This is a genomic window from Pseudoxanthomonas sp. 68-E7, assembly GCF_057773145.1.
This window is the reverse complement of record NZ_JBYMTI010000005.1, coordinates 319341-343160: the sequence shown is the minus strand read 5'-3', so window position 1 is coordinate 343160 and position 23820 is coordinate 319341. Positions and strand designations below refer to the sequence as shown.

General features: G+C 66.8%; 22 protein-coding genes and 9 tRNA genes. 22 read left to right on the top strand and 9 right to left on the bottom strand.

Features of this window, described 5'->3' with window-relative positions; all coding sequences use genetic code 11:
• Positions 1–36: 36 nt before the first annotated feature.
• Complete coding sequence (locus tag AC3DE2_RS14495) at positions 37–798, bottom strand: Bax inhibitor-1/YccA family protein (RefSeq protein WP_488426780.1); 762 nt, start codon at positions 796–798, stop codon at positions 37–39.
• 153 nt (positions 799–951) lie between these two features.
• On the opposite strand from AC3DE2_RS14495, the gene AC3DE2_RS14490 reads away from it, so the two are divergent.
• The 12 genes from AC3DE2_RS14490 to AC3DE2_RS14435 all read left to right on the top strand — a co-directional run bounded on the left by AC3DE2_RS14490 (position 952) and on the right by AC3DE2_RS14435 (position 8533).
• Positions 952–1028, top strand: a tRNA-Pro gene (locus AC3DE2_RS14490).
• Positions 1029–1071: 43 nt separating this feature from the next.
• Positions 1072–1148 (top strand) — tRNA-Arg (locus AC3DE2_RS14485).
• Positions 1149–1192: 44 nt separating this feature from the next.
• A tRNA-His gene (locus tag AC3DE2_RS14480) sits at positions 1193–1269 on the top strand.
• A 75-nt stretch (positions 1270–1344) separates the two neighbouring features.
• Positions 1345–1420 (top strand) — tRNA-Lys (locus AC3DE2_RS14475).
• A 90-nt stretch (positions 1421–1510) separates the two neighbouring features.
• Positions 1511–1596, top strand: a tRNA-Leu gene (locus tag AC3DE2_RS14470).
• Between the two features lie 221 nt (positions 1597–1817).
• Entirely contained in the window at positions 1818–3110 is a 1293-nt protein-coding gene (gene tig, locus AC3DE2_RS14465; RefSeq protein WP_488426779.1) for a trigger factor, read from the top strand.
• Between the two features lie 94 nt (positions 3111–3204).
• Positions 3205–3831: an ATP-dependent Clp endopeptidase proteolytic subunit ClpP gene (gene clpP, locus AC3DE2_RS14460; protein ID WP_183637724.1), complete on the top strand. Its 627-nt coding sequence runs from the start codon at positions 3205–3207 to the stop codon at positions 3829–3831.
• Positions 3832–3957: 126 nt separating this feature from the next.
• Positions 3958–5241, top strand: coding sequence for an ATP-dependent Clp protease ATP-binding subunit ClpX (clpX, locus tag AC3DE2_RS14455; RefSeq protein ID WP_295374589.1), 1284 nt, complete (start codon positions 3958–3960; stop codon positions 5239–5241).
• A gap of 138 nt (positions 5242–5379) precedes the next feature.
• Entirely contained in the window at positions 5380–7824 is a 2445-nt protein-coding gene (gene lon, locus AC3DE2_RS14450) for an endopeptidase La (RefSeq protein WP_488426777.1), read from the top strand.
• 219 nt (positions 7825–8043) lie between these two features.
• Positions 8044–8316, top strand: a complete 273-nt coding sequence (locus tag AC3DE2_RS14445; protein ID WP_141456262.1) for an HU family DNA-binding protein — start codon at positions 8044–8046, stop codon at positions 8314–8316.
• Positions 8317–8354: 38 nt separating this feature from the next.
• Positions 8355–8429: transfer RNA gene (locus tag AC3DE2_RS14440), tRNA-Val, on the top strand.
• 27 nt (positions 8430–8456) lie between these two features.
• Positions 8457–8533 (top strand) — tRNA-Asp (locus tag AC3DE2_RS14435).
• Between the two features lie 176 nt (positions 8534–8709).
• Here the strand turns inward: AC3DE2_RS14435 and AC3DE2_RS14430 are convergent.
• Positions 8710–9720 (bottom strand): WG repeat-containing protein, encoded by a 1011-nt coding sequence (locus AC3DE2_RS14430; RefSeq protein WP_488426776.1) that lies wholly within the window; start codon positions 9718–9720, stop codon positions 8710–8712.
• 642 nt (positions 9721–10362) lie between these two features.
• Here AC3DE2_RS14430 and AC3DE2_RS14425 point away from each other — a divergent pair.
• Together AC3DE2_RS14425 and AC3DE2_RS14420 are read left to right on the top strand one after the other, a co-directional pair.
• Positions 10363–10439 (top strand) — tRNA-Asp (locus AC3DE2_RS14425).
• A 155-nt stretch (positions 10440–10594) separates the two neighbouring features.
• On the top strand, positions 10595–12571 hold the full coding sequence (locus tag AC3DE2_RS14420; RefSeq protein ID WP_488426775.1) for a peptidyl-prolyl cis-trans isomerase: 1977 nt from the start codon (positions 10595–10597) through the stop codon (positions 12569–12571).
• Between the two features lie 104 nt (positions 12572–12675).
• Here the strand turns inward: AC3DE2_RS14420 and AC3DE2_RS14415 are convergent, their stop codons facing one another.
• Complete coding sequence (locus AC3DE2_RS14415) at positions 12676–13917, bottom strand: lytic transglycosylase domain-containing protein (RefSeq protein ID WP_488426774.1); 1242 nt, start codon at positions 13915–13917, stop codon at positions 12676–12678.
• A complete protein-coding gene (gloB, locus tag AC3DE2_RS14410; protein WP_488426773.1) occupies positions 13914–14690 on the bottom strand; it encodes a hydroxyacylglutathione hydrolase in 777 nt (258 codons plus the stop codon). The genes AC3DE2_RS14415 and gloB overlap by 4 nt, the downstream gene beginning before the upstream one ends.
• Before the next feature lie 54 nt (positions 14691–14744).
• On the opposite strand from gloB, the gene AC3DE2_RS14405 reads away from it, so the two are divergent.
• From AC3DE2_RS14405 to dnaQ, 4 genes are read left to right on the top strand one after another with little or no spacing between them, the layout of a single operon-like run.
• Positions 14745–15407, top strand: a complete 663-nt coding sequence (locus tag AC3DE2_RS14405) for a hypothetical protein (protein ID WP_488426772.1) — start codon at positions 14745–14747, stop codon at positions 15405–15407.
• A 17-nt stretch (positions 15408–15424) separates the two neighbouring features.
• Positions 15425–15877, top strand: coding sequence for a ribonuclease HI (rnhA, locus tag AC3DE2_RS14400; protein WP_488426771.1), 453 nt, complete (start codon positions 15425–15427; stop codon positions 15875–15877).
• Between the two features lie 6 nt (positions 15878–15883).
• Positions 15884–16423 (top strand): GNAT family N-acetyltransferase, encoded by a 540-nt coding sequence (locus AC3DE2_RS14395; protein WP_295374565.1) that lies wholly within the window; start codon positions 15884–15886, stop codon positions 16421–16423.
• A 13-nt stretch (positions 16424–16436) separates the two neighbouring features.
• The gene (gene dnaQ, locus AC3DE2_RS14390) at positions 16437–17177 is read left to right on the top strand and encodes a DNA polymerase III subunit epsilon (RefSeq protein ID WP_295374562.1); all 741 of its coding nucleotides are present in this window, start codon (positions 16437–16439) and stop codon (positions 17175–17177) included.
• A 123-nt stretch (positions 17178–17300) separates the two neighbouring features.
• On the opposite strand, the gene AC3DE2_RS14385 is transcribed toward dnaQ, so the two are convergent.
• Positions 17301–18005, bottom strand: coding sequence for a PP2C family protein-serine/threonine phosphatase (locus AC3DE2_RS14385; RefSeq protein WP_295374559.1), 705 nt, complete (start codon positions 18003–18005; stop codon positions 17301–17303).
• A gap of 212 nt (positions 18006–18217) precedes the next feature.
• Here AC3DE2_RS14385 and AC3DE2_RS14380 point away from each other — a divergent pair.
• Positions 18218–18308, top strand: a tRNA-Ser gene (locus AC3DE2_RS14380).
• A gap of 117 nt (positions 18309–18425) precedes the next feature.
• Here the strand turns inward: AC3DE2_RS14380 and AC3DE2_RS14375 are convergent.
• On the bottom strand, positions 18426–19118 hold the full coding sequence (locus tag AC3DE2_RS14375; protein ID WP_488426770.1) for an SDR family NAD(P)-dependent oxidoreductase: 693 nt from the start codon (positions 19116–19118) through the stop codon (positions 18426–18428).
• A 102-nt stretch (positions 19119–19220) separates the two neighbouring features.
• Between AC3DE2_RS14375 and AC3DE2_RS14370 the strand changes: the two genes are divergently transcribed.
• Positions 19221–19628: a DUF6165 family protein gene (locus AC3DE2_RS14370; RefSeq protein ID WP_295383276.1), complete on the top strand. Its 408-nt coding sequence runs from the start codon at positions 19221–19223 to the stop codon at positions 19626–19628.
• A 45-nt stretch (positions 19629–19673) separates the two neighbouring features.
• Here AC3DE2_RS14370 and AC3DE2_RS14365 read toward each other — a convergent pair whose 3' ends face one another.
• The 3 genes from AC3DE2_RS14365 to AC3DE2_RS14355 form a co-directional block, all read right to left on the bottom strand.
• Positions 19674–19949: a DUF2798 domain-containing protein gene (locus AC3DE2_RS14365; RefSeq protein ID WP_488426769.1), complete on the bottom strand. Its 276-nt coding sequence runs from the start codon at positions 19947–19949 to the stop codon at positions 19674–19676.
• Positions 19950–20133: 184 nt separating this feature from the next.
• Entirely contained in the window at positions 20134–21198 is a 1065-nt protein-coding gene (locus AC3DE2_RS14360) for an NAD(P)H-dependent flavin oxidoreductase (protein ID WP_488426848.1), read from the bottom strand.
• Positions 21199–21250: 52 nt separating this feature from the next.
• A complete protein-coding gene (locus AC3DE2_RS14355; protein ID WP_488426847.1) occupies positions 21251–22288 on the bottom strand; it encodes a glycosyltransferase family 9 protein in 1038 nt (345 codons plus the stop codon).
• 28 nt (positions 22289–22316) lie between these two features.
• Between AC3DE2_RS14355 and AC3DE2_RS14350 the strand changes: the two genes are divergently transcribed.
• Positions 22317–23060, top strand: a complete 744-nt coding sequence (locus AC3DE2_RS14350; RefSeq protein ID WP_488426767.1) for a 3-deoxy-D-manno-octulosonic acid kinase — start codon at positions 22317–22319, stop codon at positions 23058–23060.
• 1 nt (position 23061) lies between these two features.
• Positions 23062–23820, top strand: a complete 759-nt coding sequence (locus AC3DE2_RS14345) for an MBL fold metallo-hydrolase (RefSeq protein WP_488426766.1) — start codon at positions 23062–23064, stop codon at positions 23818–23820.

Genomic DNA, 23820 nt, shown 5'->3' with positions numbered 1-23820 from the left:
CTGGCGCCCCGTTCTGTTTGTGGCTCCTGCCTGGCGTCAGTTGCGCGACTGCAGCTTGGACAGCAGGCGCAGGAACTCGATGTACAGCCAGATCAGGGTGACCATCAGGCCGAACGCCGCGTACCACTCCATGTACTTCGGTGCGTTCTGCTCGACGCCGGTTTCGATGAAATCGAAATCCAGCACCAGGTTCAGGGCCGCGACCACCACCACGAACAGGCTGAAGGCGATGCCGATCAGGCCGGAGTCGTGGATGTAGGGAATGTTGATGTTGAAGAAACCCAGCACGATGGTGGCCAGGTAGATCAGCGCGATGCCGCCGGTGGCCGCGACCACGCCCAGCTTGAAGTTCTCGGTGGCCTTGATCCAGCCCGAGCGATAGGCCATCAACAGCGCGAACAGGGTGCCGAAGGTCAGCAGCACGGCCTGCAGCACGATGCCATTGAACTTGACTTCGTACATCGCCGAAATGGCGCCCAGGAACAGGCCTTCCGCGAGGGCGTACAGCGGCGCGGTGACCGGCGCCCAGGTCTTCTTGAAGATGGTGACCAGCGCCAGCACGAAGCCGCCGATGGCGCCGCCGAGGATGTACAGCATCGCGCCCGGTGCCAGCTCGCCGCTCGGGGTGAGGGCGGTGTTCCAGGTGTAGGTGGCGGTCAGCACGCACAGCAGCAGCAGGATGCCGGTCCGGTTGACGGTACCGTTCAGCGTCATCGCGCCGGCGTCGCGGGAAACGACCGCGCCACTGCCGAGATCGAGGAAAGTGGACTCCTTAAGAGCCGGATTGCCGCTGCGCATCATGGTTCCCTCATGGTTGATTCGGACATCTGTCCCCAGTCGCGGAGCATAGCCGATGCCGGTGACCTTACGCGGCGTTTGACAGGGAGCCGGCAGATTCCGACAATAGACGGCCTTGTCGACGCTGCCTGGCGCCGACGCCGGGGCCCTCGTCGGGGTATAGCGCAGTCTGGTAGCGCATCTGCTTTGGGAGCAGAGGGTCGGGGGTTCGAATCCCTCTACCCCGACCAGTCTGGCTCGTCCCGACTTCCGGGGTGCGACAATCCGGTCCGGGCGCCCGTAGCTCAACCGGATAGAGCACCGGCCTTCTAAGCCGGCGGTTACAGGTTCGAGTCCTGTCGGGCGCGCCATCCGGCGCAAGCGACGGGACGAAGTGGTAGAAACAGTTTCAGTGGTGGCTGTAGCTCAGTTGGTTAGAGTACTGGATTGTGATTCCAGATGTCGGGGGTTCGAGTCCCCTCAGCCACCCCACCCAACAAGGCCTTCGTGCAAACGAGGGTTTGTAAGAAAATAAAGATGCGGTTACACTACGCGTCTGGTTTTTTGGGGCCGTTAGCTCAGTTGGTAGAGCAGTTGACTCTTAATCAATAGGTCCAAGGTTCGAATCCTTGACGGCCCACCAAAACAAGACGCCCGGCCGCAAGGTCGGGCGTTTTTCTTTTCCCGGGATGCTCCGGGCCCATACCGGGCTGGGTAGAATGCCGGCGCACCTGCGAGAGTGGCGGAATTGGTAGACGCACTGGATTTAGGTTCCAGCGGGTAACCCCCGTGAGGGTTCGAGTCCCTCCTTTCGCACCAGGCTTCCCGGCCGCCCCGGGAGCGGTCCTCCCGGCGGGGCCGGCCGTCCCTTGGCCGCCCCGGCCCTTGGTTTCCCCGTCCTCACGCCGCGGTTGGCAGGCAAGCCAGGAATAGGCGAAACTATTCCGTTCCGCCGGTCGGCACGCCGCGTGCCCGCGGGCGACCCGAATTCATCAACGTCATGCCCGGGCATGGGACCCGGGCAGCAGGAGTCAGTGAGTATGCAAGTTTCGGTCGAATCGGTCGGCAATCTCGAACGCCGCATGACCTTCAGCCTGCCGGCTGAGCGTCTGGACACCCACATCGGTGGTCGCCTGCGCGAAATCGCGCGCACCGCCCGCATCAAGGGTTTCCGCCCCGGCAAGGTGCCCACCAAGGTGATCGAGCAGCGCTTCGGCCAGCAGGTCCGCGCCGAGGCCCTGGACGGCCTGCTGCGCGAAACCTTCAACAACGCCGTGCGCGACAACGAATTGCAGCTGGCCGGCAATCCCCGCATCGAGAAGAACGGCGAGGGCGAGCTGGATTTCGTCGCCACCTTCGAGGTGGTGCCGGACTTCGGCGATATCGACGTCGCCAAGCTCAACGTCATCCGCCACGCCGCCGAGGTGGCCGAAGCCGACATCGACCAGATGGTCGAGAACCTGCGCCTGCAGCGCCGCACCTTCGAAGTGGTGCAGCGCGGGGCGAAGGAAGGCGATCGCGTCGAACTGGAGACCTGGTCGCAGGCCGGCGATGAGCGCCTGCCCGCCGAGGGCGCCGAGAAGGGCGCCACCCTGATTGGGTCGGGCGTGATGTTCGCCGACATCGAGAAGGGCCTGATCGGCCTGGCCGCCGGCGAAGAGAAGACCATCAAGGTGCAGTTCCCGGCCGACTGGCGCGTGCCGCAGCTGGCGGGCCGCGAGGTGGACGTCTACGTCAAGGTCACCGAAGTGGCCGAGTCGGTGATGCCGGCCGTGGACAAGGATTTCATCCGCAGCTTCGGCGTGAAGAGCGGTGACGCCGAGCAGTTCCGCCGCGACATCCGCAGCAACCTGGAGCGCGAGCTCAAGGGCGCGCTGATGACCCGCCTGCGCCGGGAAGTGGGCGAGCAGCTGATCGCCGCCTGGGCGCACGTGGAAATGCCGCCGCGCCTGGTCGAGAACGAGGCGCGCGCCATGGTCCAGCAGACCGCCGACCAGGCCGCCCGCAACGGCCAGCAGGTGCAGATTCCGCCGAACGCCCACGAAGGCTTCATGGACGCCGCCCGCAAGCGCGTCCTGGTCGGGCTGCTGGTGGGCGAGGTCGCCCGCCGCAACCAGCTCCGCCTGGATCCCAAGCGCCTGAACGAGACCCTGCGCCTGATCGCCTCCACCTACGAGGAGCCGGAGCAGGTCATTGAGTTGTACCGCAACGATCCCCAACTGATGGGGGGACTGCAGTCCCGGGTGATGGAAGAGCAGGTGATCGACTGGATCGCCGAGCGCGCCCAGCACACGGAGCAGTCGCTGAGCTTCCAGGAAGCCATCCGGAACTAACGGCGGTTCGCCGGGGTCGATGAGACCCCAGCCCGTCCCGGTCCGGCTATCCTAGGCCGGACCCCTCCACGACAATTTGGGCGCGAATAAGCCGATGAGCATTGAAACCAAAGCCTTGAACCTGGTGCCGATGGTGGTCGAACAGACCAGCCGCGGCGAGCGCGCCTATGACATCTATTCGCGCCTGCTCAAGGAACGCATGATCTTCCTGGTCGGCGGCGTGGACGACCAGGTGGCGAACGTGATCGTGGCGCAGATGCTGTTCCTCGAGGCCGAGAACCCCGAGAAGGACATCAGCCTGTACATCAACTCGCCCGGTGGCGTGGTCACCGCCGGCATGGCAATCTACGACACCATGCAGTACATCAAGCCGGACGTCAGCACCGTCTGCATCGGCCAGGCCGCCAGCATGGGCGCGCTGCTGCTGGCTGCCGGCGCCAAGGGCAAGCGGTACGCCCTGCCGAACTCGCGGGTGATGATCCACCAGCCGCTGGGCGGATTCCAGGGCCAGGCCACGGATATCGACATCCATGCCCGTGAAATCCTGACCCTGCGTTCGCGCCTGAACCAGATCCTGGCCAAGCACACCGGCCAGGCGCTGGAGACCATCGAGCGCGATACCGAGCGCGACAACTTCAAGAGCGCCAGCGACGCGCAGGCCTACGGCCTGGTCGACCAGGTGCTGGAACGCCGTCCTGAAGAGACCATCCAGCCGGCGTGAAACCCGGGCGCGGGGCCTGTTTCCCGCGTTCCAAACCCCCTCCGCGGACCCGGCTGCAAGGCCGGGGCCGTGTGCTATTCTCCGACCGAGTCCGCCTGGCGGGCAGGGTGACCGAGTAATCGAAGCATGAGCGAAGACCGTCAGGGCCGTACCGGCGACAGCAGCAAGATCCTGTATTGCTCGTTCTGCGGCAAAAGCCAGCATGAAGTCCGCAAGTTGATCGCGGGTCCCAGCGTGTTCATCTGCGATGAATGCGTGGAGCTGTGCAACGACATCATCCGCGAGGAACTCGAGGAAAAGGCGCAGTCCGCCCGCAGCCACCTGCCCAAGCCACGCGAGATCCTGGAAGTCCTGGATCAGTACGTGATCGGCCAGCAGCGCGCCAAGCGCACCCTGGCGGTGGCGGTGTACAACCACTACAAGCGGATCGAGAGCCGGCAGAAGAACGACGAGGTCGAATTGGCCAAGTCGAACATCCTGCTGGCCGGCCCGACCGGTTCCGGCAAGACCCTGCTGGCCGAGACCCTGGCCCGCCTGCTCAACGTGCCGTTCACCATTGCCGACGCCACCACCCTGACCGAAGCCGGTTACGTGGGCGAGGACGTGGAAAACATCATCCAGAAGCTGCTGCAGAAGTGCGACTACGACGTCGAGAAAGCGCAGCAGGGCATCGTCTACATCGATGAAATCGACAAGATATCGCGCAAGAGCGAGAACCCGTCGATCACCCGCGACGTGTCCGGCGAGGGCGTGCAGCAGGCGCTGCTGAAGCTGATCGAAGGCACGGTCGCCAGCGTGCCGCCGCAGGGCGGTCGCAAGCATCCGCAGCAGGAATTCCTGCAGGTGGACACCAAGAACATCCTGTTCATCTGCGGCGGCGCGTTCGCCGGCCTGGACAAGATCATCCAGCAACGCTCCACCGAGGCCAGCGGGATCGGCTTCGGCGCCAAGGTCCGGAGCGCCGAGCGCAAGACCGAGACCGGCAAACTGCTGTCGGAAGTCGAGCCGGAGGATCTGATCAAGTTCGGCCTGATTCCCGAGTTCGTCGGCCGCCTGCCGGTGGTCGCGACCCTGGAGGAACTGGACGAGGTCGCCCTGGTCAAGATCCTCACCGAGCCCAAGAACGCCATCACCAAGCAGTTCAAGAAGCTGTTCGACATGGAAGGCGTGGAACTGGAGTTCCGCCCCGACGCCCTGTCCGCGATCGCCCGCAAGGCGCTCAAGCGCAAGACCGGCGCCCGTGGCCTGCGCACCATCGTCGAATCGGTCCTGCTGGACACCATGTACGACCTGCCGTCGCTGGAGAATGTCAGCAAGGTCGTGGTGGACGAATCGGTCATCGAGCACAAGTCCGAGCCGTATCTCATCTACCAGAATCCGCCGGCCCAGAAGGTCGCCGCCGCGGAGTGAAGCGGGGTCGGCCATTCGGTCCAAGTGCCTGATTCAAATCACATTTAAAGGCTGCACTTGCATCCTCCTGCCAATGGCCCCATAACGGGGCCATTGGCTTTTTCAGCCCCCGTAATTCCGCATTCCGCTGGAGCCCCCATGCCCCGCCGTACCCCCACCGAAGTCCTCGACCTGCCGGTCCTGCCGCTGCGCGACGTAGTGGTGTTCCCGCATATGGTCATTCCCCTGTTCGTCGGCCGCGACAAATCCATGCGCGCGCTGGAGCAGGCCATGGAAGCGGACAAGCGCATCCTGCTGCTTGCCCAGAAGTCGGCCGAAACCGACGATCCGGTCGCCGCCGATCTCTACGACATCGGCACCCTGGCCCAGGTCCTGCAATTGCTGAAGCTCCCCGACGGCACCATCAAGGTGCTGGTCGAAGGCGTTTCGCGGGTGAAGGTCTCCAACGTCGTCGAGCGCGACGGTTCGCTGTATGGCGCTGGCGAGGAGATCGAGGCCACCGAAGGCCGCGAGCCGCGTGAAATCGAAGCCGTGGCGCGCTCGTTGATGGGCCTGTTCGAACAGTACGTCAAGACCAACCGCAAGCTGCCGCCGGAACTGCTGCAGACGCTGGCCGGCATCGACGAGCCTGGTCGCCTGGCCGACACCATCGCCGCTCACCTGGGCGTGCGCCTGAGCGACAAGCAGCGCTTGCTGGAAACCATCGGCATCGGCGAGCGGCTGGAATTGCTGGTCGGTTTCGTCGACGGCGAGATCGACGTGCAGCAGCTGGAAAAGCGCATCCGTGGCCGGGTCAAGTCGCAGATGGAGAAAAGCCAGCGCGAGTACTACCTCAACGAACAGATGAAGGCCATCCAGAAGGAACTGGGCGAGCTGGACGATGCGCCGAACGAGCAGGAAGAGCTGGCCCGCAAGATCGCCGAGGCCGGCATGCCCAAGGCGGTCGAGACCAAGGCCAAGAACGAGCTCAACAAGCTCAAGCAGATGTCGCCGATGTCCGCCGAAGCGGCGGTCGTGCGCAACTACCTGGACTGGCTGCTGGGCGTGCCGTGGAAGAAGCGCAGCAAGGTCCGCAAGGATCTGAAGGTCGCGCAGGAGACCCTGGACGCCGATCACTACGGACTGGACAAGGTGAAGGAGCGCATCCTCGAGTACCTCGCCGTGCAATCGCGCGTGCAGAAGATGCGTGGACCGATCCTGTGCCTGGTCGGACCGCCGGGCGTGGGCAAGACCTCGCTGGGCCAGTCGATCGCCAAGGCGACCAACCGCAAGTTCGTGCGCATGTCGCTGGGCGGCGTGCGCGACGAGGCCGAGATCCGCGGCCATCGTCGCACCTACGTCGGCTCGATGCCGGGCCGCATCGTGCAGAACCTCAACAAGACCGGCAGCAAGAACCCGCTGTTCGTGCTGGACGAAATCGACAAAATGTCGATGGATTTCCGCGGCGATCCGTCGTCGGCGTTGCTGGAGGTGCTGGATCCGGAACAGAACAGCGCGTTCAACGATCACTACCTGGAAGTGGATCTGGACCTGTCCGAAGTGATGTTCGTGGCGACCTCCAATTCGCTCAACATCCCGGGCCCGCTGCTGGATCGCATGGAAGTCATCCGCATCCCGGGCTATACCGAGGACGAGAAGCTCAACATCGCGCTGCGCTACCTGCTGCCCAAGCAGATCAAGGCCAATGGCCTGAAGCCGGAGGAGTTGACGATCGCCGAGGACGCGATCCGCGACCTGGTGCGCTACTACACGCGTGAATCCGGCGTGCGCAACCTGGAGCGTGAAATCGCCAAGATCTGCCGCAAGGTGGTCAAGGAGATTGCGCTGGCCGGGCCGCAGCCGGCGAAGAAGAAGAAGAAGGGCGCGCTGGTGCAGGTCAGTTCGAAGAACCTGGACAAATACTCCGGCGTGCGCCGCTTCGACTTCGGTCGCGCCGAGGAACAGAACGAAATCGGCCTGGTCACCGGCCTGGCCTGGACCGAGGTGGGCGGCGACCTGCTGCAGATCGAAGTCGCGCTGGTGCCGGGCAAGGGCCTGCTGACCCTGACCGGCCAGTTGGGCGACGTGATGAAGGAATCCGCGGCCGCCGCGATGTCGGTGGTGCGCGCGCGCGCCACCGCGCTGGGCATCGATGCCGAGTACCTGCAGAAGCACGACGTGCATCTGCACGTGCCGGATGGCGCGACGCCGAAGGATGGTCCGAGCGCGGGCGCCGCGATGGTGACCGCGCTGGTGTCCACGCTGACCCGCACTCCCGTGCGCGCGGATGTCGCGATGACCGGTGAAATCACCCTGCGCGGACGCGTGTCCGCGATCGGCGGGCTGAAGGAGAAATTGCTGGCGGCGCTGCGTGGCGGCATCACCACGGTGATCATCCCGGAAGAGAACCGCAAGGATCTCGCCGACATTCCCGCCAATGTCACCCAGGGCATGAAGATCGTTCCCGTGCGCTGGATCGACGAGGTACTGGATCTGGCGCTGGAGCGGCCACTGGCGCCCAGCGCGGCACCGACCGAGGGGGGCAAGGCACGACGCGTGCCGGCTCGCCGGAAGCCGCCCGTGCAGCCCGACGTCAAGCACTGAAACGCAGCTGACGCACAAGTTAAAAAAGCCGCAAAACCCGCGTCATTATTGGGTTTTCGGCTTGCGTGCCTGTATACCCACTGGTATAACGGCGTCACCCGTGAGCGTGGTGGGCAGCGTGCTCCCACGTTCGTGGAAGACGATCGGAAGCACCGTGGCGACAGGTCCGGCGCATTCCGGTTACACATTCCGCGGTTGTTCCGCAAAAGGAGTTTTTACATGAACAAAACCGAATTGGTTGATGCCGTCGCCGACGAAGCCGAAATGTCCAAGGCTGAAGCTGGACGCGCCGTCGACGCCGTGATCTCCAGCATCACCAAGGCCCTGAAGAAGGGCGACAGCGTGACCCTCGTGGGCTTCGGTACCTTCCAGGTGCGCAAGCGCGCCGCCCGTACCGGCCGCAACCCGAAGACCGGCGACACCATCAAGATCAAGGCCTCCAAGAATCCCGCCTTCAAGGCTGGCAAAGCCCTGAAGGATGCCGTAAACTAATCGACTCGCTGCTGCCGAGTGAGTCCCATCGATCTAACGGGTGCTTAGCTCAGCGGTAGAGCGTCGCCCTTACAAGGCGAGGGTCGGGGGTTCGAAACCCTCAGCACCCACCAAACCGGATCAATGGTTTCAGTTTCCGCGGAGTGGTAGTTCAGTCGGTTAGAATGCTGGCCTGTCACGCCGGAGGTCGCGGGTTCGAGTCCCGTCCACTCCGCCACGAACATGAAAAACCCCTGAGAAATCAGGGGTTTTTTTTATTGCCCCGCCAACGGCAGCGTTGTGGCGCGATGCGCCTTTTCCGGTGAGCCCGCCATGCTCGATGCGGAGCCATTGCGGGGCGCGACTCCCTGACATGTCGGTGCTGTCGCACCTGTCGTGCGGTTTGAAACCTGATCAGTCCGACATGGAGGAAGCCCGGTACTCGCGCCCCTGCGGATCGATATAGAACTCACTGCCGCCGACACGCACGCGTGCGTGTCCATCGCGGAACCTGAAGCTCCAGTCATACTGGAACGGGATGACCAGTCGCCCGCGCGTATCGAGCGCTCCCCATTGCTTTTGCTGATTGCTGGCCGGGATCAGACCATCTCCCCACTCCCATACCTCATGCAGACCACACCGGAGCTCCGCCCCCGTGTGATCGAGGAGGCACCAGGCATCGTCGCGCCGCACTCTCAGAAGAGGGGGAGAAAGATCGGGCGGCTCGATATATCCCAGGTACTCGGACTGCACCGAGCTTGGCCTCACGACCTCCACATTGCGCGTCGCATCCAGAACGCCCCAGCCTTCCGCGCGATGAGCCATGAAAAGGTGGCCGCGCTGATTTTCCAGAGCGTCGTAGATGCCGAACGGGACGATTTGCCGGCCGTCGGTACCGAGCACACCGACGCTCTTGCGGTCCGGGGCGCGTACCACGCGAAGCTCCGGCGAATCCGACGGCGGCTTCCGGATGCGGCTGGATGCCACGTCGTACTCATCGCTATTCGGATAGTCGCTTCTACAGGATCGTGTGTGGCCATCGGGAGAGATCAGATAACACTTCCGGCTTCCCAGGGAATGAAATGGATTCAGATCGATGAATCCGCTTCGGGTCGACGGCTTGACGATGGCGCCGCAAGCCACGCCGTTTCTGAATGGCTCGGCTTCGGTGAACCGCGGACGCACGATCCAACGGCCCCGGAGATCGATGTAGCCCCATTTCCCGCCCGATTTCACCGCGGCCCGGCCTTCGGTAAACGGCTGCGCATCCTCGAAGGTTTTCGCGAACGGCGCCTGCCCCTCGCTGTCGACAAAGCCGAACCGGCCATCGGCATGGAGGTAGGGGATGAAGGAAGTCGCGGTGTTCACCGGATACTCGCTCCCGGCGGCAGCGGCGATGGAGTCACCGAAGACGAGGGGCAGCATGGGCAGGAGTAGCCAGGTGAGGCATCGAAGCAGGCGAGGCGGCGGCATGACACAAACGCAATGGCAGTACGATCAGGGGTTGATTCTATCGGGATGATTCCGCAGCCCTTTTGCGTTGTTTGTTCTCAGGAAAGGACGCCGTCCGCCCCATCGGGAAATCGCTTTCCCCGGCAGTAAACGCAGCGAACGGGTTCGGTCCGGTTCCATGCGGGAAGCACCGGGCACAGCCAAAAAGGAACCCCGGCCTACGGGACGTACCCGTTGCTTCCGCGTTGCGCCGCAAGCGAATCCTGTCGGCCGGTGGGAGCCGCGGTGCGCCACGATGGCCGGGTTCGGGCGGGAAGCGGTGAAGGGCGGGTTCCCTGATGAAGACGATCTGACGGATCTTCCATTCGCGGGTGTGGCCGGGATGGTGGTGGACGCTCGCCCGGGCGTGACCGCGATTGCCGGGGCCGCTCTGACCGGGTGGCGGGTGGCCGGAAGCGTGGCTGAAACGGCCGGCGGCGATCGTGGATGCCGGCCGTCGCAGGTGGGCCCAGGCGGCGGACCCTCGGCGCGGGGCGAAGAGAAGCCGAACCTGGAAATCTGTTCGGCCGGTCTAGCGGAATCCCCGGAAGCCCCTTACAATAGCCGTCTCAGCGCGGAGTGGTAGTTCAGTCGGTTAGAATGCTGGCCTGTCACGCCGGAGGTCGCGGGTTCGAGTCCCGTCCACTCCGCCATTTATCCCGGAAAGCCCGCGAAAGCGGGCTTTCTGCTTTCCGGCGTTCCCGCCCCCCCAGGGAAATGAACGGGCGGGGCCGATCCGGCCGGCGTGAGGCGAACCTCGCCGAAGCACGGTAAACTGCTTGGCTAACCGAAATCGAGCCACGCATCGATGCTGCAAAAACTCCGCGATAAGACGTCCGGGTGGATCGCCACCCTCATCCTGGGCCTGCTGATCATTCCGTTCGCCTTCGTCGGCGTGAACGAGTACATGACCGGCGGCACGGCCAATGATGTCGCGACCGTCGAGGCGCCGCCCAGTTGGTGGCAGTCCGCGCCGCACTGGTGGCCGGTGTCCAAGCTATGGCAGCGCAAGGAAATCACCGTCGACGAGTTCCGCAACACCTTCGAGACGGCGCGGCAGCAGCAACGGCAGATGCTGGGCGAGAACTTCGATGCGCGTGAGTTCGAGACCAAGGAAAACAAGCTCAAGGTCCTCGAACAGCTGATCAACCAGCGCGTGCTGGCGCTGGCCTCCGAGCGCGCCGGCGTGGTCATCGGCGATGCCGCCGTGAACCAGGCCATCGCCGCCGAACCGGCCTTCCAGGTCGATGGCAAGTTCAATGCCGAGCGCTACCAGCTGGTGCTGGCCTCGCAGGTGCCGGCCATCCAGCCACTGAAGTTCCAGGAGCAGGAGCGCGAGCGGCTGAAGATGATGGTCATGCCCGAAGGCATCGGCACTTCGGATTTCGTCACCCCGGGTGAGCTGGATCGCCTGTTCAAGCTGCTGGCGCAGACCCGCGACGTGGGCCTGGCGCTGGTACCGCCGGCCGCCCCGGACACCGCGCCCGTGTCGGATGCCGATATCCAGAAGTGGTACGACGGCCACAAGGCCAGCTACCGGCAGCCGGAAACGGTGTCGCTGGAGTACGTCGAGGTCAACGGTGCCAGCCTGCCGGGCGCAGCGGCGCCGGATGAGGCAACCCTGCGCAAGCGCTATGAAGCCGAGAAGAGCCGGTTCGTGGCGCCGGAACAGCGCGTGGTTTCGCACATCCTGATTTCCGCGCCCGCAGGAGCCGACGCCGCGACCCTGAAGAAGGCCGAGGACAAGGCCGCGGCGCTGGCCGCGCAGGCCAGGCAGGGCGCGGACTTCGCTGCCTTGGCCAAGGCCAATTCCGAAGACCCGGGCTCCAAGGACACCGGCGGCCTGTTGCCGGCGTTCGCGCGTGATGGCTCGATGGTCAAGCCGTTCGAGGACGCCGCGTTCGCGATGCAGGCCGGTGAGATCCGTGGTCCGGTGAAGACCGACTTCGGTTACCACGTGCTCAAGCTGGGCGAGATCAAGCCTGGCCATGGCAAGAGTTTCGAGGAAGTACGCGACGAGCTGGCTCGCGAACAGGCTTCGGCCGATTCCGAACGCGCCTACAACGAACTGGCTGGCAAGCTGGTCAACGAAGTGCTGAAGAACCCGACCGCGCTGGAGCCCGCCGCCAAGGCCGTGGGCCTGCCGGTGCAGAAGGTGGGTCCGTTCTCCCGTGCCACCGCCGGCGGCATCGCCGCCAATCCGGCGGTGCTGCGCAGCGCGTTCTCCGATGCGCTGGTACAGGACGGCACGGTCAGCGATCCGATCGAGATCGCACCCAGCCACAGCGTGGTGATCCGCGTGGTCGGGCATACGCCCGAGCAGCCGCAGCCGTTGGCGCAGGTGCGTGACGCGGTGATTGCCGCGATCCGCGCCGACCGCCAGGAGAAGGCGACCGCCGCGACCGCCGACGCGATTCTCGCGCGCATCGGCAAGGGCGAGACCTTGCAGGCCATCGCCACCGCCGACAAGCTGCAGTTCAACGAAATGCCGGGCATGCCGCGCGGCATGCCGGTTCCGACCGCCGAGGGCAACGAGGCGATCTTCGCGGCGCCGCGTCCGGCCGCCGGCAAGGCGTCTGCGGGCAAGGTGGCGCTGGGCGGCGGCGCGTTCGCGGTGTTCGCGGTTACCAAGGTTACCGACGGCGAGGCCAGCAAGGTGCCGGCCGAACAGCGCGACGGCATGAAGCAGCAGCTGATGCAGCTGGGCGGCGGTGTCGCCACCCAGGCCTTCATCGAATCCATGCGCAAGCAGTACAAGGTCACGGTGATGGAAGATCGCCTGTAAGGCGTTCGTCACGACGTCGACCAAAAAAAGCCCGGCCTTGGCCGGGCTTTTTGTTTTCGAGATTGGGTGTCGGCGGACTTCGGGGCGCGTCGCCGCGCTGGCGCTCAAGGCCGGTTTTCGTCCACCGCCAGGACCATGCCGGGGCGCAGCACCGCATCGGGCTTGAGCCCGTTGCGCGACAGCAGCTGCTGCGGCTTGAGGCCATAACGGCGGGCGATGGTCCAGGCGGATTCACCCCTGCGCACGGTATGCGAGCGTCGCGCCGTCGCGGCCACCGTCCTGGTGGCGGACTCCGGGTCCGTGATGGTGGATGCGGTGGCGGCGCCGATCCCGCTTTCCGCGGAGACGGATTCCCCGGCGGCGGATGCCGAGATCACCTGCAGGGACATCGCGGTGTCGGAGGCCGTGCCGAGCGGGGTGGGCGCGAGTATCCGGACGGGCTTGTCCAGTTTCGGGATGCCCTGGCCCAGGCCTGGGTTCAATCGCTTGAGCAGCAGGCTGTCGTGTCCATTGACCGTCGCCCAGCGTTCCAGGCTGGCCGCATCGCGGGGCAGGGCGTGCACTGCCAGGCGCGGAACCGGGCGGTCCAGCCGCCTGAGCCATTCGCCGCGGTCGTCGGCCTGTTCGAAAATGCAGGCCAGCGCATGCAGCTTCTCCACGTAGGCGTAGGTGATGCTGGACAGGCCCGGCAGTTGGGCGGGCCGCGCGTTCTGGGCGTTCATGCCGGCACGCCGCATCGATTGCAGCACGCGGTACTCGCCGGCGTTGTAGGCCATCACCGCCAACCGCCAGTCGCCGCCGAACATGCCGTGCAGGGTCTTGAGGTAGCGCACCGCCGCCTGGGTCGAATCGACCGGCGAGAGCCGGCCGTCGTAGCCCGCACGTACCGGTACGCCGTGATTGCGCGCGGTCACCCCGATGAATTGCCACAGGCCAGCTGGACCACTGGCGTTGCGCGCGCCGGGCTTGTAGCCGCTTTCGACGAACGGAATAAGGGCGAATTCGGTGGGCAGGTGTGCCTCGCGCAACGCATCCACCACATAGCCGAACAACGGCAGCACGTCGTCCGATTTGACCAGTTGTCCCGGCGCGTGGGCGAACTGCTTCTTCCAGCGGGGGCCGGTGGCGGCGGCATCGCACTGTGGTTCGGCCAGGCCGGCACGGAAGCGCTGGTAGATCTCCAGGCCGCTTTCCCGTCCGCTGGGCGGTACGGTGACCAGTTCGATGGGGGGCTGCGCCGGGGCGGCGGCAATCGCGGAAGGGACCTGTGCCCATCCGAGGGCCAGACTGCAGGCCAATGCCAGCCGTCCGGTGCGTCGGCCAGGGTGCGGGCCGCGCCGGCTCATGCGCGGAACTGGTCCTTCCAGCGCCGGAGCTCGGCGAAGGTCTCGACCCGGTCCGCGGGCGCGCGACCCAGGTGGTGGGCCACGGCCGCACGCACGGCGTCGCTGTCCACCCGCAGGAACGGGTTGGTCGCGGTTTCCTGGGCCAGGGTCGACGGCAGGGTCGGGCGACCGGCTTGGCGCATGGCGTGGACTTCCTCGGTTCGGCGACGCAGGGCGTCGTTGGCGGGGTCCACCGTGCGGGCGAACGCGGCGTTGGCCAGCGTGTATTCGTGGCCGCAACAGACCGCGGTGGGGCCGGGCAGGGCGGCCAGGCGGTCGAGCGACGCCAGCATCTGGGACGGCGTACCTTCGAACATCCGCCCACAGCCCAGGCTGAACAGGGTATCGCCGCAGAAGAGGTGGTCCTGGTCCTGGCCGCCGCCCAGATAGGCGATGTGGCTGCGGGTATGGCCGGGAACGGACATCACTTCCAGGTTCCAGTTCTTCAGCGTCAGCCGGTTGCCGTCGACCACTCGATCGCAAGCGAAGGGAATGCGCTCGTCCTCCGGGGCGTAGACCGGCAGGGTGGGCCAGCGCGCACGCAGCGCGGCCACGCCGCCGATGTGGTCGTTGTGATGGTGGGTCAGCAGGACCGCGGCCGGCCACAGGCCCTGGCCCGCGGCGGCCAGCACCGGCGCGGCGTCGCCCGGGTCCACGATCAGCGCATCGCCGTCGTCGTCGGCCAGCGCCCAGATGTAGTTGTCGTCGAAAGCGGTCAGGGCGGTCAGGCGCATGGGCGATGGCGGGTTGGGAGGGACGCTGGCGGGGTCGTCCACTACAATTTGAACATGCCTGCCTTCGCATTCCGCCGTCAACCCGAAGCCCTGGCGTGGTTCGGTGCCGGCCGTGGCCAGGCGCTGCTGGCCGCCGAGCTGGCCACGGCCGGGCTATGGCTGGCCCGCAGGCCTACCCAGCCGGCACTCTGGCTGACCCCGGCCCCGGCGCCGCAGCCACCGGTGGTCCTGCACGGCTTCAGCCGCCAGCTGTGGCTGTGGCGGCATCCGGATGGCTTCAGCGGCGATCTGCGCTGCGAGCTGCCGCTGCCGCTGCCGAGCGAGGCTTTTGGCAGCATGGTCATCCAGCATGCCGTCGAGGGCCCCGCCGCCTCGGACCTGCTGGGCGAATGCGCACGCACGCTGGCCCCCGGGGGACGCCTGCGCCTGTACGTGCTCAACCCGGTGAGCCCCTACCGGCTGCGCTGGCGGGGTACTGCCCTGCGCGTGCGCGACGCCGCGGCATGGCAGGCCGCGCTCCGCCGGGCCGGCCTGCATCCAATTGCCACCGGGGCGACCTATCTGGGCCCGGTGCTGCGGGGTACCGCCGCAGCGTCCCCACCTTCCTCCAACCGGCTCCGCGCGGTCTGCGTGCTGGAAGCCGAAAAACGCGTCGCCGCCCTGATTCCGCCCGCGCCGGCCAGGCGTCACTGGAATACCGGCGCGGCCCCCGCCTGAGCAACCAACAGGATTCAATGAAAGAGATCACCATCCACACCGACGGCTCATGCCTGGGCAATCCCGGCCCGGGCGGCTGGGCCGCGCTGCTGCGCTACCAGGACAAGGAGCGCGCGCTGTACGGCGGCGAGGCGCAGACCACCAACAACCGCATGGAACTGATGGCGGCCATCGTGGCGCTGGAGACGCTGACCGAGAGCTGCAACATCGCGCTCTACATCGATTCGCAGTACGTCCGCCAGGGCATCACCGAATGGATGCCCAACTGGGTGCGGCGCAACTGGAAGACCGCCGCCGGGGATCCGGTCAAGAACCGTGATCTGTGGGAACGCCTGCACGAAGCGACCCGCCGCCACCGGATTGAATGGCACTGGGTGAAGGGCCACAACGGCGATCCCGACAACGAGCGAGTGGATCAGTTGGCGCGCGCCCAGGCGCTCAGGTTCCGGGATCCGGCGGCGGTAAGGTAGCCCCGCATGAACCTGTCTCCCGTGCTCGAAACCGGGCGCCTGCGCCTGTACGAACTGTCGGAACACGCGCCCGGCGATGCCGCCTTCGTGCTGGAACTGCTCAACGATCCGGACTTCCTCCGCTACATCGGCGATCGCGGCGTGCATGACCTGGCGCAGGCGGCCGACTACCTGCGCGACGGCCCGGTGGCGAGCTACCGGCTCAACGGCTTCGGCCTGTACCGGGTCGAGCGGCGCGAGGATGGCGCGGCGGTGGGCCTGTGCGGGCTGATCAAGCGGCCGCCGTTGGCCCATGTCGATCTGGGTTACGCGCTGCTGCCGCGATTCCGCGGGCACGGCTACGTCGCGGAAGCGGCCCGGGCGGTGCTGGCTTCGGCGCAGACACGGGGCATGACCACCGTCCTGGCGGTGGTGGACCCGGACAACGCGGCCTCGATCCGGACCCTGCGGGGCCTGGGTTTCGAGTACCGTGACAGGGTCCGGCTGGCGGCGGACGACATCGAACTGAAGTTGTTCGCCTGGCAATCCGACAAGCAACCGCAATAGGCAAGACAAACGCATGCGACAAATCATCCTCGACACCGAAACCACCGGCCTGGAATGGAAGAAGGGCAACCGCATCGTGGAAATCGGCTGTGTCGAACTGCTCGAACGCCGCCCCACCGGCCGCACCTACCACCAGTACATCCACCCGCAGCGCGAATTCGAACAGGGCGCGGCGGAAGTCACCGGCCTGAGCCTGGACTTCCTGTCCGACAAGCCGCTGTTCGCGCAGATCGCCGATGAGTTCCTGGCCTTCATCGATGGCGCGGAACTGATCATCCACAACGCCGCGTTCGACGTGGGCTTCCTGGACTATGAACTGTCGCTGCTCGGCGACGGCTATGGACGCCTGCTGGATCGGGTCACGGTGGAGGATTCGCTGCTGCTGGCCCGCCAGCGCTTCCCCGGTCAGCGCAATTCACTGGATGCGTTGTGCAAGCGCCTGGGCGTGGACAATACCCATCGGCAGCTGCACGGCGCGCTGCTCGACGCCCAACTGCTCTGCGACGTCTATCTCGCGTTGACCGCCGGCCAGCGGGAAATCGGATTCGCCGGGCTCGACGAACCGACCTCCGGAGCAGCGGTGGTGACGGCCGACTTCAGTGGCCTGGCCAGCGGGCCGCGTCCGCGCGTGCAGATTGGCGAAGCCGAGCAGGCCGCGCACGAGGCGCGCCTGGAGAAACTGCGCAAGAAGGCCGGCAAGGCGTTGTGGGATGAACTCGATGCGCCGGTGACGGCGGAAACCGCCATCGCCTGAATCCCGGAGCAGCGCGGGCACGCTTCCTGGTCGCGCCGGGCCTGCCTGGCGGATCGGGAGCGGGAAGGCCAAGGGCGGCGGAGCAGGCCCTGCCCTAAGCGACTTGCCCGATGGGAGCCTGCCTCAGTGGCAGCGGACCAGGATCGCGGTGACGTTGTCCGAGCCGCCGCCATCCAGTGCCGCCGCGACCAGGCAGTCCACGCATTCCTGCGCGCTGCATTCGCCCAGGCGCAGCGTCTCGGCGATGCTGCGGTCGTCCACTTCCTCGGTCAGCCCGTCGCTGCACAGCAGCAGTTGCATGCCCGGACGCAGCTCCCCGGTCAGGGTTTCCACGTTGAGGTGGGTCGGATCGGTCACCCCCAGCGCCTGGGTCACCACGTTGCGATGCGGGTGGGTGCGCGCCTGCTCGCTGGTCAGCGAGCCCTGGGCGATCAGTTCCTGCACGTAACTGTGGTCCTGGCTGAGCTGGGCCAACTGGCCGTCTCGCCACAGGTAGGCCCGGCTGTCGCCGACCCAGGCGACCTCGAACCGATTGCCCTGGACCCGCGCGGCCACCACGGTGGTGCCCATCGGCAGGGTGTCGTTGCGACGACGGGAGGTGCGGATGATCTCCTCGTCGGCGATGCGGATGGCCTGGTGCAGCGGCGTGCCGTCGCGAATCTCGCGCACGATGGTCTCGCGCGCCAGCGCGCTGGCCACCTCGCCGCAAGCGTGCCCCCCCATGCCATCGGCCACCAACCACAGCCCCAGCTCGCTGTCGCCGTAGTAGGTGTCCTCGTTCAGCTCCCTTCTGAGGCCTACGTGGGTGATATGCCCGAATTCGATCATTGAAATCCTGATGGTGGGAGCGGAGGGAGTTTTCCCTGCTGGTTGATACGGAATGATCCGGACGAAACGGACAACCGGCAAGCAAAAGCGGGTCGGTGAGCGTTTCCGTTCAGTGGAAGGGCATGAAACCTGCCGGGATTTTCAGCTTCGGCTTGTCGGCGGAGGGGCCGACCCGTATCATTCACGCCCCCGGCCAAGTGCCGGGGACCACCGGAGAGGTGGCAGAGTGGTTGAATGTACCTGACTCGAAATCAGGCATACGTTAATAGCGTATCGGGGGTTCGAATCCCCCCCTCTCCGCCAGATACGCAAGGGCCCCCGCAAGGGGGCTTTTGCGTATCTGGCGGAGTGCGGGGATCTGGAGAGAGACGCAAGAGCCCCCGCAAGGGGGTTTTTGCGTTGAAGGGTTCCGGCGTCCTCTCAGACCCGACCGGTCACCGGAATCAGGGCGCCGGTGATGGCGGCGGCCGGTTCGGACAGCAGGAACCGGACCACCCCGGCCAACTGTTCCGGCGTCACCCAGCGCGAGGCGTCCGCGTCCGGCATGTCGGCGCGGTTGGCGGGCGTGTCGATGATGCTGGGCAGCAGCGCGTTGACCGTGATGCCGCGATCCTTGAATTCCTCGGCCAGGGCTTCGGTCAGGCGGGCCACGCCGGCCTTGGACGCCGCGTAGGCGCCCATCCCCACGCCGGCCTTGGCCGCGCCGGCCGCGCCGATGTTGACGATGCGACCGCCGCCACCGGCCAGCAGGAACGGCAGCGCCGCCTGGCTGGCGGCCACGGCGGTCCGCAGGTTCAGACGGTAGAGCTGGTCCCAGGTCTCCAGGTGACCGTCCGCCAGGGTTTCCCAGCGAAAACCGCCGGCGATGTTCACCAGCGCGTCGATTCCGCCCAGCGCCTGGCTGGCCCGATCCACGGCGTCCCGCGCCGCGGCGCCATCGGCCAGATCGATGCCGCCGAAGGCATGCACGCCGGCGGGCACGTCGGTCGGGGCCGGCGCGTGGTCCAACGCCGCGATCGCGGCGCCCGAGGCGGCCAGCGATCGCACGACCACGCGGCCGAGCGCACCAAAGGCGCCGGTGACGACAACACGTTGGGCCGACGATGAATTCATGGAAAGCGTCCTGATGCGGAAAGCCGCCATGGTAGCGCCGCGCGACAGGGCGTGTATCCGCCATCCGGTACACTGGCGGTCCCGTTTCCGCGGTATCGCCCCATGTCCGAAATCCTCGTCCCCGTCTCCTTTGGCGAACTGCTCGACAAGATCGCCATCCTGCAGATCAAGTCCGAGCGGATGAGCGACCCGGCCAAGCTGGCCAACGTGCGCAACGAACTGAGCGCGCTGGAAAAGACCTGGATGGCGCATCCGGCGGCGGTGAACAACATCAGTGAACTGCGCGCCCAGCTCAAGGCCGTCAACGAGCGCCTGTGGGTGATCGAGGACGACATCCGCATCAAGGAAAAGGCGCAGGCGTTCGACGAAGAATTCGTCCGCCTGGCGCGCAGCGTCTACTTCGAGAACGACGAGCGCGCGCGCATCAAGAAAGACATCAACCTGGCGCTGGGTTCCAGCTACGTGGAAGAAAAGTCCTACCAGGACTACCGCACCGGCGCCACGCCGTAAGCCGTGCCGGCGCACGGGGACGCCTGGGCGTCCCGGTGGCTTTGTTCACGCACGCGGGCTTTCGACCATCCACGCGGTCAGGCGTCGCACCAGCGGCAGCATTACCAGCAAGGTCGGGAATGCAATCAGCCAGGACAGGCCCCAGGCGCTGAGCCACAGCCATCCCAGGTGTGGATGCAGGCCGGCGCTGCGCAGCGTGCTGATCATCGAGACCACGCAGGTCATCAGCACGGAAAGCAGCAACGGCATCAGCCATGGCGCGCAGCGGGCGGGGAGTTTGCGCGGGAAGCCGCGCCGGAAGGGTGTTGCGTCGGGCTTCATGACATCTTCGTAAGCCGGTCGATCAAAGGCGCCACCCGGCATGTGCCGGGAAACAGCCCCGGACGTATCCGGCGGCTATGGCGCGTTGATTGACGTAAACGCTTACGGCGGGGCCCGACAGGGACAACGCGGGCGGAATGATAACGATCCGCGTGACGCCCGTCGCCTGTCGGCGGCGCGCCGTTCAGACCAGACAGGGGGGCTCCTGCGGTCCGAACCCGCGCGCCAGATCCCAGACCCGTTGTGCCGCCGGCTCGGGCCGCGCGCCCGAGACGTTCTGGCCGGCCCACAGCGGTGAGTAGTCGCTGCTGCCGACGGCTTCGGCGGCCTTGCGCAGCGGCGCCATCGCGGCGCCCGCCAATGGAAACGCGGGCGCGTCATCGGCCATTGGCCCCAGCGTGCGCATCGCGTGGTTGACGATGCCGCGCGCGGGACGGCCGGTGAAGACGTTGGTCAGCGCGGTGTGCGCCGCCGCCGGGCTTTGCAGGGCGCTGCGGTGGAGCGGGCCGGTATCCGCTTCCGGACACAGCAGGAACGCGGTGCCCACCTGCACGCCCGCCGCGCCCAGCGCCATCGCCGCGGCAACGCCGGCCGCATCGGCGATGCCGCCCGCGGCGATCACCGGGCAGCGCACCGCCGCCGCCACCTGCGGTACCAGCGCGAACGTGCCGAGCTGGGTGCTGAGGTCGTCGTCGAGGAACAGTCCTCGATGTCCACCGGCTTCCAGGCCCTGGGCGATGATCGCGTCGACGCCGCGGGCCTCCAGCCAGCGGGCTTCGTCCACCGTGGTCGCCGAGGAGAGGATCCGGCAGCCCCATGCGCGCAGCGGCGCCAGCAGGCTTTCCTCCGGCAGGCCGAAGTGGAAACTGACCACGGCCGGGCGCAGTTCGCCGAGCAGGGCCAGCATGTCGGCATCGAAGGGACGACGTCCGCCGCCCGCCGCCACGTGCGAAGCATCCAGGCCGAAGCGCGCATGGTCGCCGGCCAGTTTCCGTCGCCAGGCGTCCTCCCGTATCGGATCCGGCGCGGGCGGCGCATGGCAGAAGAAATTGAGGTTGAACGGATGCGCGACTTGCGCACGGATGGCCGCGACTTCGGCGCGGATAGCCTCCGCCGACAGCATCGCGCAGGGCAGGGCACCGAGTCCGCCGGCCTGGCTCACCGCGATCGCCAGCCGGCTGCCTTGCACGCCGGCCATCGGTGCCTGCAGCAGCGGCAGTTCGGTTCCCAGCAGCGTGGCCAGTGACATGGGCAAGCGAAACTCCGGACGCGATGCCCGGAATTATGCGCCCGTGCTTTCCTCAGCGCGTGCGGTCGGCCCGATAGCGCTCGAACGCGGCCATTGCATCCTCGACGGTGACCAGGTCCATCACGTCGTCGAACTCGATCTTGGTGCCCCATTTCAACGCATCGGCGGGCTTGCCCAGGTACTTGCGGGCCGCGGCGTCATAGCGATCCACGCAGTAGCGGATATCCGAATAGGGGCCGCTGCGGCGCGGATTGCTGGCCGCGTGCAGGCCCAGCACCTTCGTGCCCACCGCATTGGCGATATGCATGGGACCGGAATCCGGCGTGACCAGCAGGTCGGCGCGTTCCAGCAGGGCGGGGAGCTGCTTCAGGGTGTCCTTGCCGACCAGATCCAGCGCGGGCGCGCGCATCGCGGCGAGGATGGCGTCGGTGGTGCTGCGCTCCAGGTCGCTGCGGCCGCCGCACAGCACGATGCGCCAGCCGTGGCCGGCGGCATGGTCGGCCAGGGCGGCGTAGCGATCCGCATGCCAGTTGCGGCGCACGTGGCTGGAACACGGCGAGATCATCAGCACCGGCGTGCCGTCTTGCGGCCACTGCGCCGCCGCCCAGTCGCGTGCCTCCTGCGGATAGGGCAGGTCCCAGATCACTTGATCCTGCCTGAGCCCCAGCGGCTCGCAGAAGCTGCCAATCGCGTCCAGCACGTGGATGCCGGGCCGGTCCGGGATGCGCTCGTTGATGAAGAGGCCATGCAGGTCCTTGGAGCGTGCATGGTCGTAGCCGATGCGCCGCCGCGCCGGGATGAAGGCCGACAGCACGTTGGCGCGCAGCGCGACCTGCATCTGCAGCAGCACGTCGAAGCCGCCGGCCGGGAGTTCGCGGCGCAGGGCGCGCATGCCGGCCAGTCCGCTGCGCTTGTCGTAGGTGTGGAAGGTGACGCCTTCCAGGCCGTCCAGCAGCTTGTGGCCGACCTTGTCGATGACCCAGTGCAGGCGGGTCCGCGGCCACTGCCGCTGGAGGGTGCGGACCAGCGGCACCACGTGGGTCACGTCGCCCAGCGCCGACAGGCGCAGCAGGCAGATCGATTGGGGGATGGCGGACAAGAGTTGTTAGACTCGCTGGATGGTCAGTTTCGACGCCACGGAATCCCTGACGCCGTTCCGCGAAGGCCGCGGATACGGTGCGATTCTGTTCGACCGCCAGCACCTGCGGCAAGCCAATCCGGACTGGTTCGTGCCGGAAAAGTGGGGCGATCGCGCCCAGCCGGTCGGCGAGGGCGGGCGTGGCGGGGCCTGGTTCATCGATGCGCCGTCCAGCCAGTGCGTGCTGCGGCGCTACCTGCGCGGCGGCCTGGCCGCGCGCGCCAGCCGGGACCGCTACCTGTGGCGGGGACCGGACAAGACCCGCAGTTTCGCCGAGTTCAGGCTGATGCGCGCCCTGCTGGCGCGCGGCCTGCCGGTGCCGCAGCCGATCGCGGCCCAGTACGTCCACGAGGGCATGTTCTACCGCGCGGCGCTGCTGATGGAGCGGCTGGCGGGCGTGACCTCGCTGGCCACGCTGGCGCAGGAACTGCGCGGCCCCTGGGAGGAGGCCGGCCGGCTGATCGCACGCTTCCATCGCGCCGGGCTCCAGCACGCCGACCTCAACGCCCACAACATCCTGTTCGACGAGCAGGGCAAAGCCTGGCTGATCGACTTCGATCGCGGTCGCCTGCGCATCCCGGCGACCGGCTGGCGCGAGCAGAACCTGGCGCGCCTGCTGCGCTCGCTGCTGAAACTGCGCGGCCCGCGTCCCGGCGAGGAGGTGCGGAACGACTTCGTCCGCCTGCGCCGGGCCTATGATCAGGCCTGGGCACGGGGAGTTTGAGATGGACTGGCGGCTGCGTTTCCATGGCGTCGGCAGCGCGAGCGCGGTGGCGCTGGGCTCGGCCATGGCCACGGTGGAGCGCGAGGGCCGCCCCTGGCTCACCGTCGACTGCGGCGGCGAAGGACTGACCGCGTTCCTTGAACACTACGGCGAATGGCCGCAGGCCTTGTTCGTGACCCACGTCCATCTGGATCACGTGGCCGGTTTCGAGCGCCTGTTCGTCGGCCACTATTTCGATTCCGCGCGGCGCGGCCGGGTACGCCTGTACGTACCCGCGCCGGTGGTGCCGCTGCTGCACCAGCGGGTGGGCGAGTATCCGAACGTGCTGGCCGAGGGCGGCGCCAATTTCTGGGATGCGTTCCAGTTGATACCCGTCGGCGGCGCGTTCTGGCACGAAGGCGTGCGGCTGGAAGTGTTCCCGGTGCGCCACCATTGGCCGGAAACCGCGTTCGGCCTGCGCGTGCCCGGCAGCCTGGTCTGGACCGGCGACACCCGCCCCATTCCCGAGATGCTGGCGCGCTTCGCCGACGCCGATGAAGTGATCGCCCATGACTGCGCCCTGCACGGCAACCCGTCGCACAGCGGCGTGGAGGATCTCGAACGCGAGTATCCGCCCGCGTTGCTGGCGCGCTGCGTGCTGTACCACTACGCCAGCATCGACGATGGCGCGGCGATGCGCGAACGCGGACACCGGGTCGCCGAGCCGGGCCAGGTCCTGCCGTTGAAGGCGCCGCTGGAGATCGCGGAGACCGTGCCGTGA

Excerpts from the sequence above, each read along its gene's own strand:
- AC3DE2_RS14495 (WP_488426780.1), bottom strand. The coding sequence starts at position 798 with ATGCGCAGCGGCAATCCGGCTCTTAAGGAGTCCACTTTCCTCGATCTC.
- tig (WP_488426779.1), top strand. The coding sequence starts at position 1,818 with ATGCAAGTTTCGGTCGAATCGGTCGGCAATCTCGAACGCCGCATGACC.
- clpP (WP_183637724.1), top strand. The coding sequence starts at position 3,205 with ATGAGCATTGAAACCAAAGCCTTGAACCTGGTGCCGATGGTGGTCGAA.
- clpX (WP_295374589.1), top strand. The coding sequence starts at position 3,958 with ATGAGCGAAGACCGTCAGGGCCGTACCGGCGACAGCAGCAAGATCCTG.
- lon (WP_488426777.1), top strand. The coding sequence starts at position 5,380 with ATGCCCCGCCGTACCCCCACCGAAGTCCTCGACCTGCCGGTCCTGCCG.
- AC3DE2_RS14445 (WP_141456262.1), top strand. The coding sequence starts at position 8,044 with ATGAACAAAACCGAATTGGTTGATGCCGTCGCCGACGAAGCCGAAATG.
- AC3DE2_RS14430 (WP_488426776.1), bottom strand. The coding sequence starts at position 9,720 with ATGCTGCCCCTCGTCTTCGGTGACTCCATCGCCGCTGCCGCCGGGAGC.
- AC3DE2_RS14420 (WP_488426775.1), top strand. The coding sequence starts at position 10,595 with ATGCTGCAAAAACTCCGCGATAAGACGTCCGGGTGGATCGCCACCCTC.
- AC3DE2_RS14415 (WP_488426774.1), bottom strand. The coding sequence starts at position 13,917 with ATGAGCCGGCGCGGCCCGCACCCTGGCCGACGCACCGGACGGCTGGCA.
- gloB (WP_488426773.1), bottom strand. The coding sequence starts at position 14,690 with ATGCGCCTGACCGCCCTGACCGCTTTCGACGACAACTACATCTGGGCG.
- AC3DE2_RS14405 (WP_488426772.1), top strand. The coding sequence starts at position 14,745 with ATGCCTGCCTTCGCATTCCGCCGTCAACCCGAAGCCCTGGCGTGGTTC.
- rnhA (WP_488426771.1), top strand. The coding sequence starts at position 15,425 with ATGAAAGAGATCACCATCCACACCGACGGCTCATGCCTGGGCAATCCC.
- AC3DE2_RS14395 (WP_295374565.1), top strand. The coding sequence starts at position 15,884 with ATGAACCTGTCTCCCGTGCTCGAAACCGGGCGCCTGCGCCTGTACGAA.
- dnaQ (WP_295374562.1), top strand. The coding sequence starts at position 16,437 with ATGCGACAAATCATCCTCGACACCGAAACCACCGGCCTGGAATGGAAG.
- AC3DE2_RS14385 (WP_295374559.1), bottom strand. The coding sequence starts at position 18,005 with ATGATCGAATTCGGGCATATCACCCACGTAGGCCTCAGAAGGGAGCTG.
- AC3DE2_RS14375 (WP_488426770.1), bottom strand. The coding sequence starts at position 19,118 with ATGAATTCATCGTCGGCCCAACGTGTTGTCGTCACCGGCGCCTTTGGT.
- AC3DE2_RS14370 (WP_295383276.1), top strand. The coding sequence starts at position 19,221 with ATGTCCGAAATCCTCGTCCCCGTCTCCTTTGGCGAACTGCTCGACAAG.
- AC3DE2_RS14365 (WP_488426769.1), bottom strand. The coding sequence starts at position 19,949 with ATGAAGCCCGACGCAACACCCTTCCGGCGCGGCTTCCCGCGCAAACTC.
- AC3DE2_RS14360 (WP_488426848.1), bottom strand. The coding sequence starts at position 21,198 with ATGTCACTGGCCACGCTGCTGGGAACCGAACTGCCGCTGCTGCAGGCA.
- AC3DE2_RS14350 (WP_488426767.1), top strand. The coding sequence starts at position 22,317 with ATGGTCAGTTTCGACGCCACGGAATCCCTGACGCCGTTCCGCGAAGGC.
- AC3DE2_RS14345 (WP_488426766.1), top strand. The coding sequence starts at position 23,062 with ATGGACTGGCGGCTGCGTTTCCATGGCGTCGGCAGCGCGAGCGCGGTG.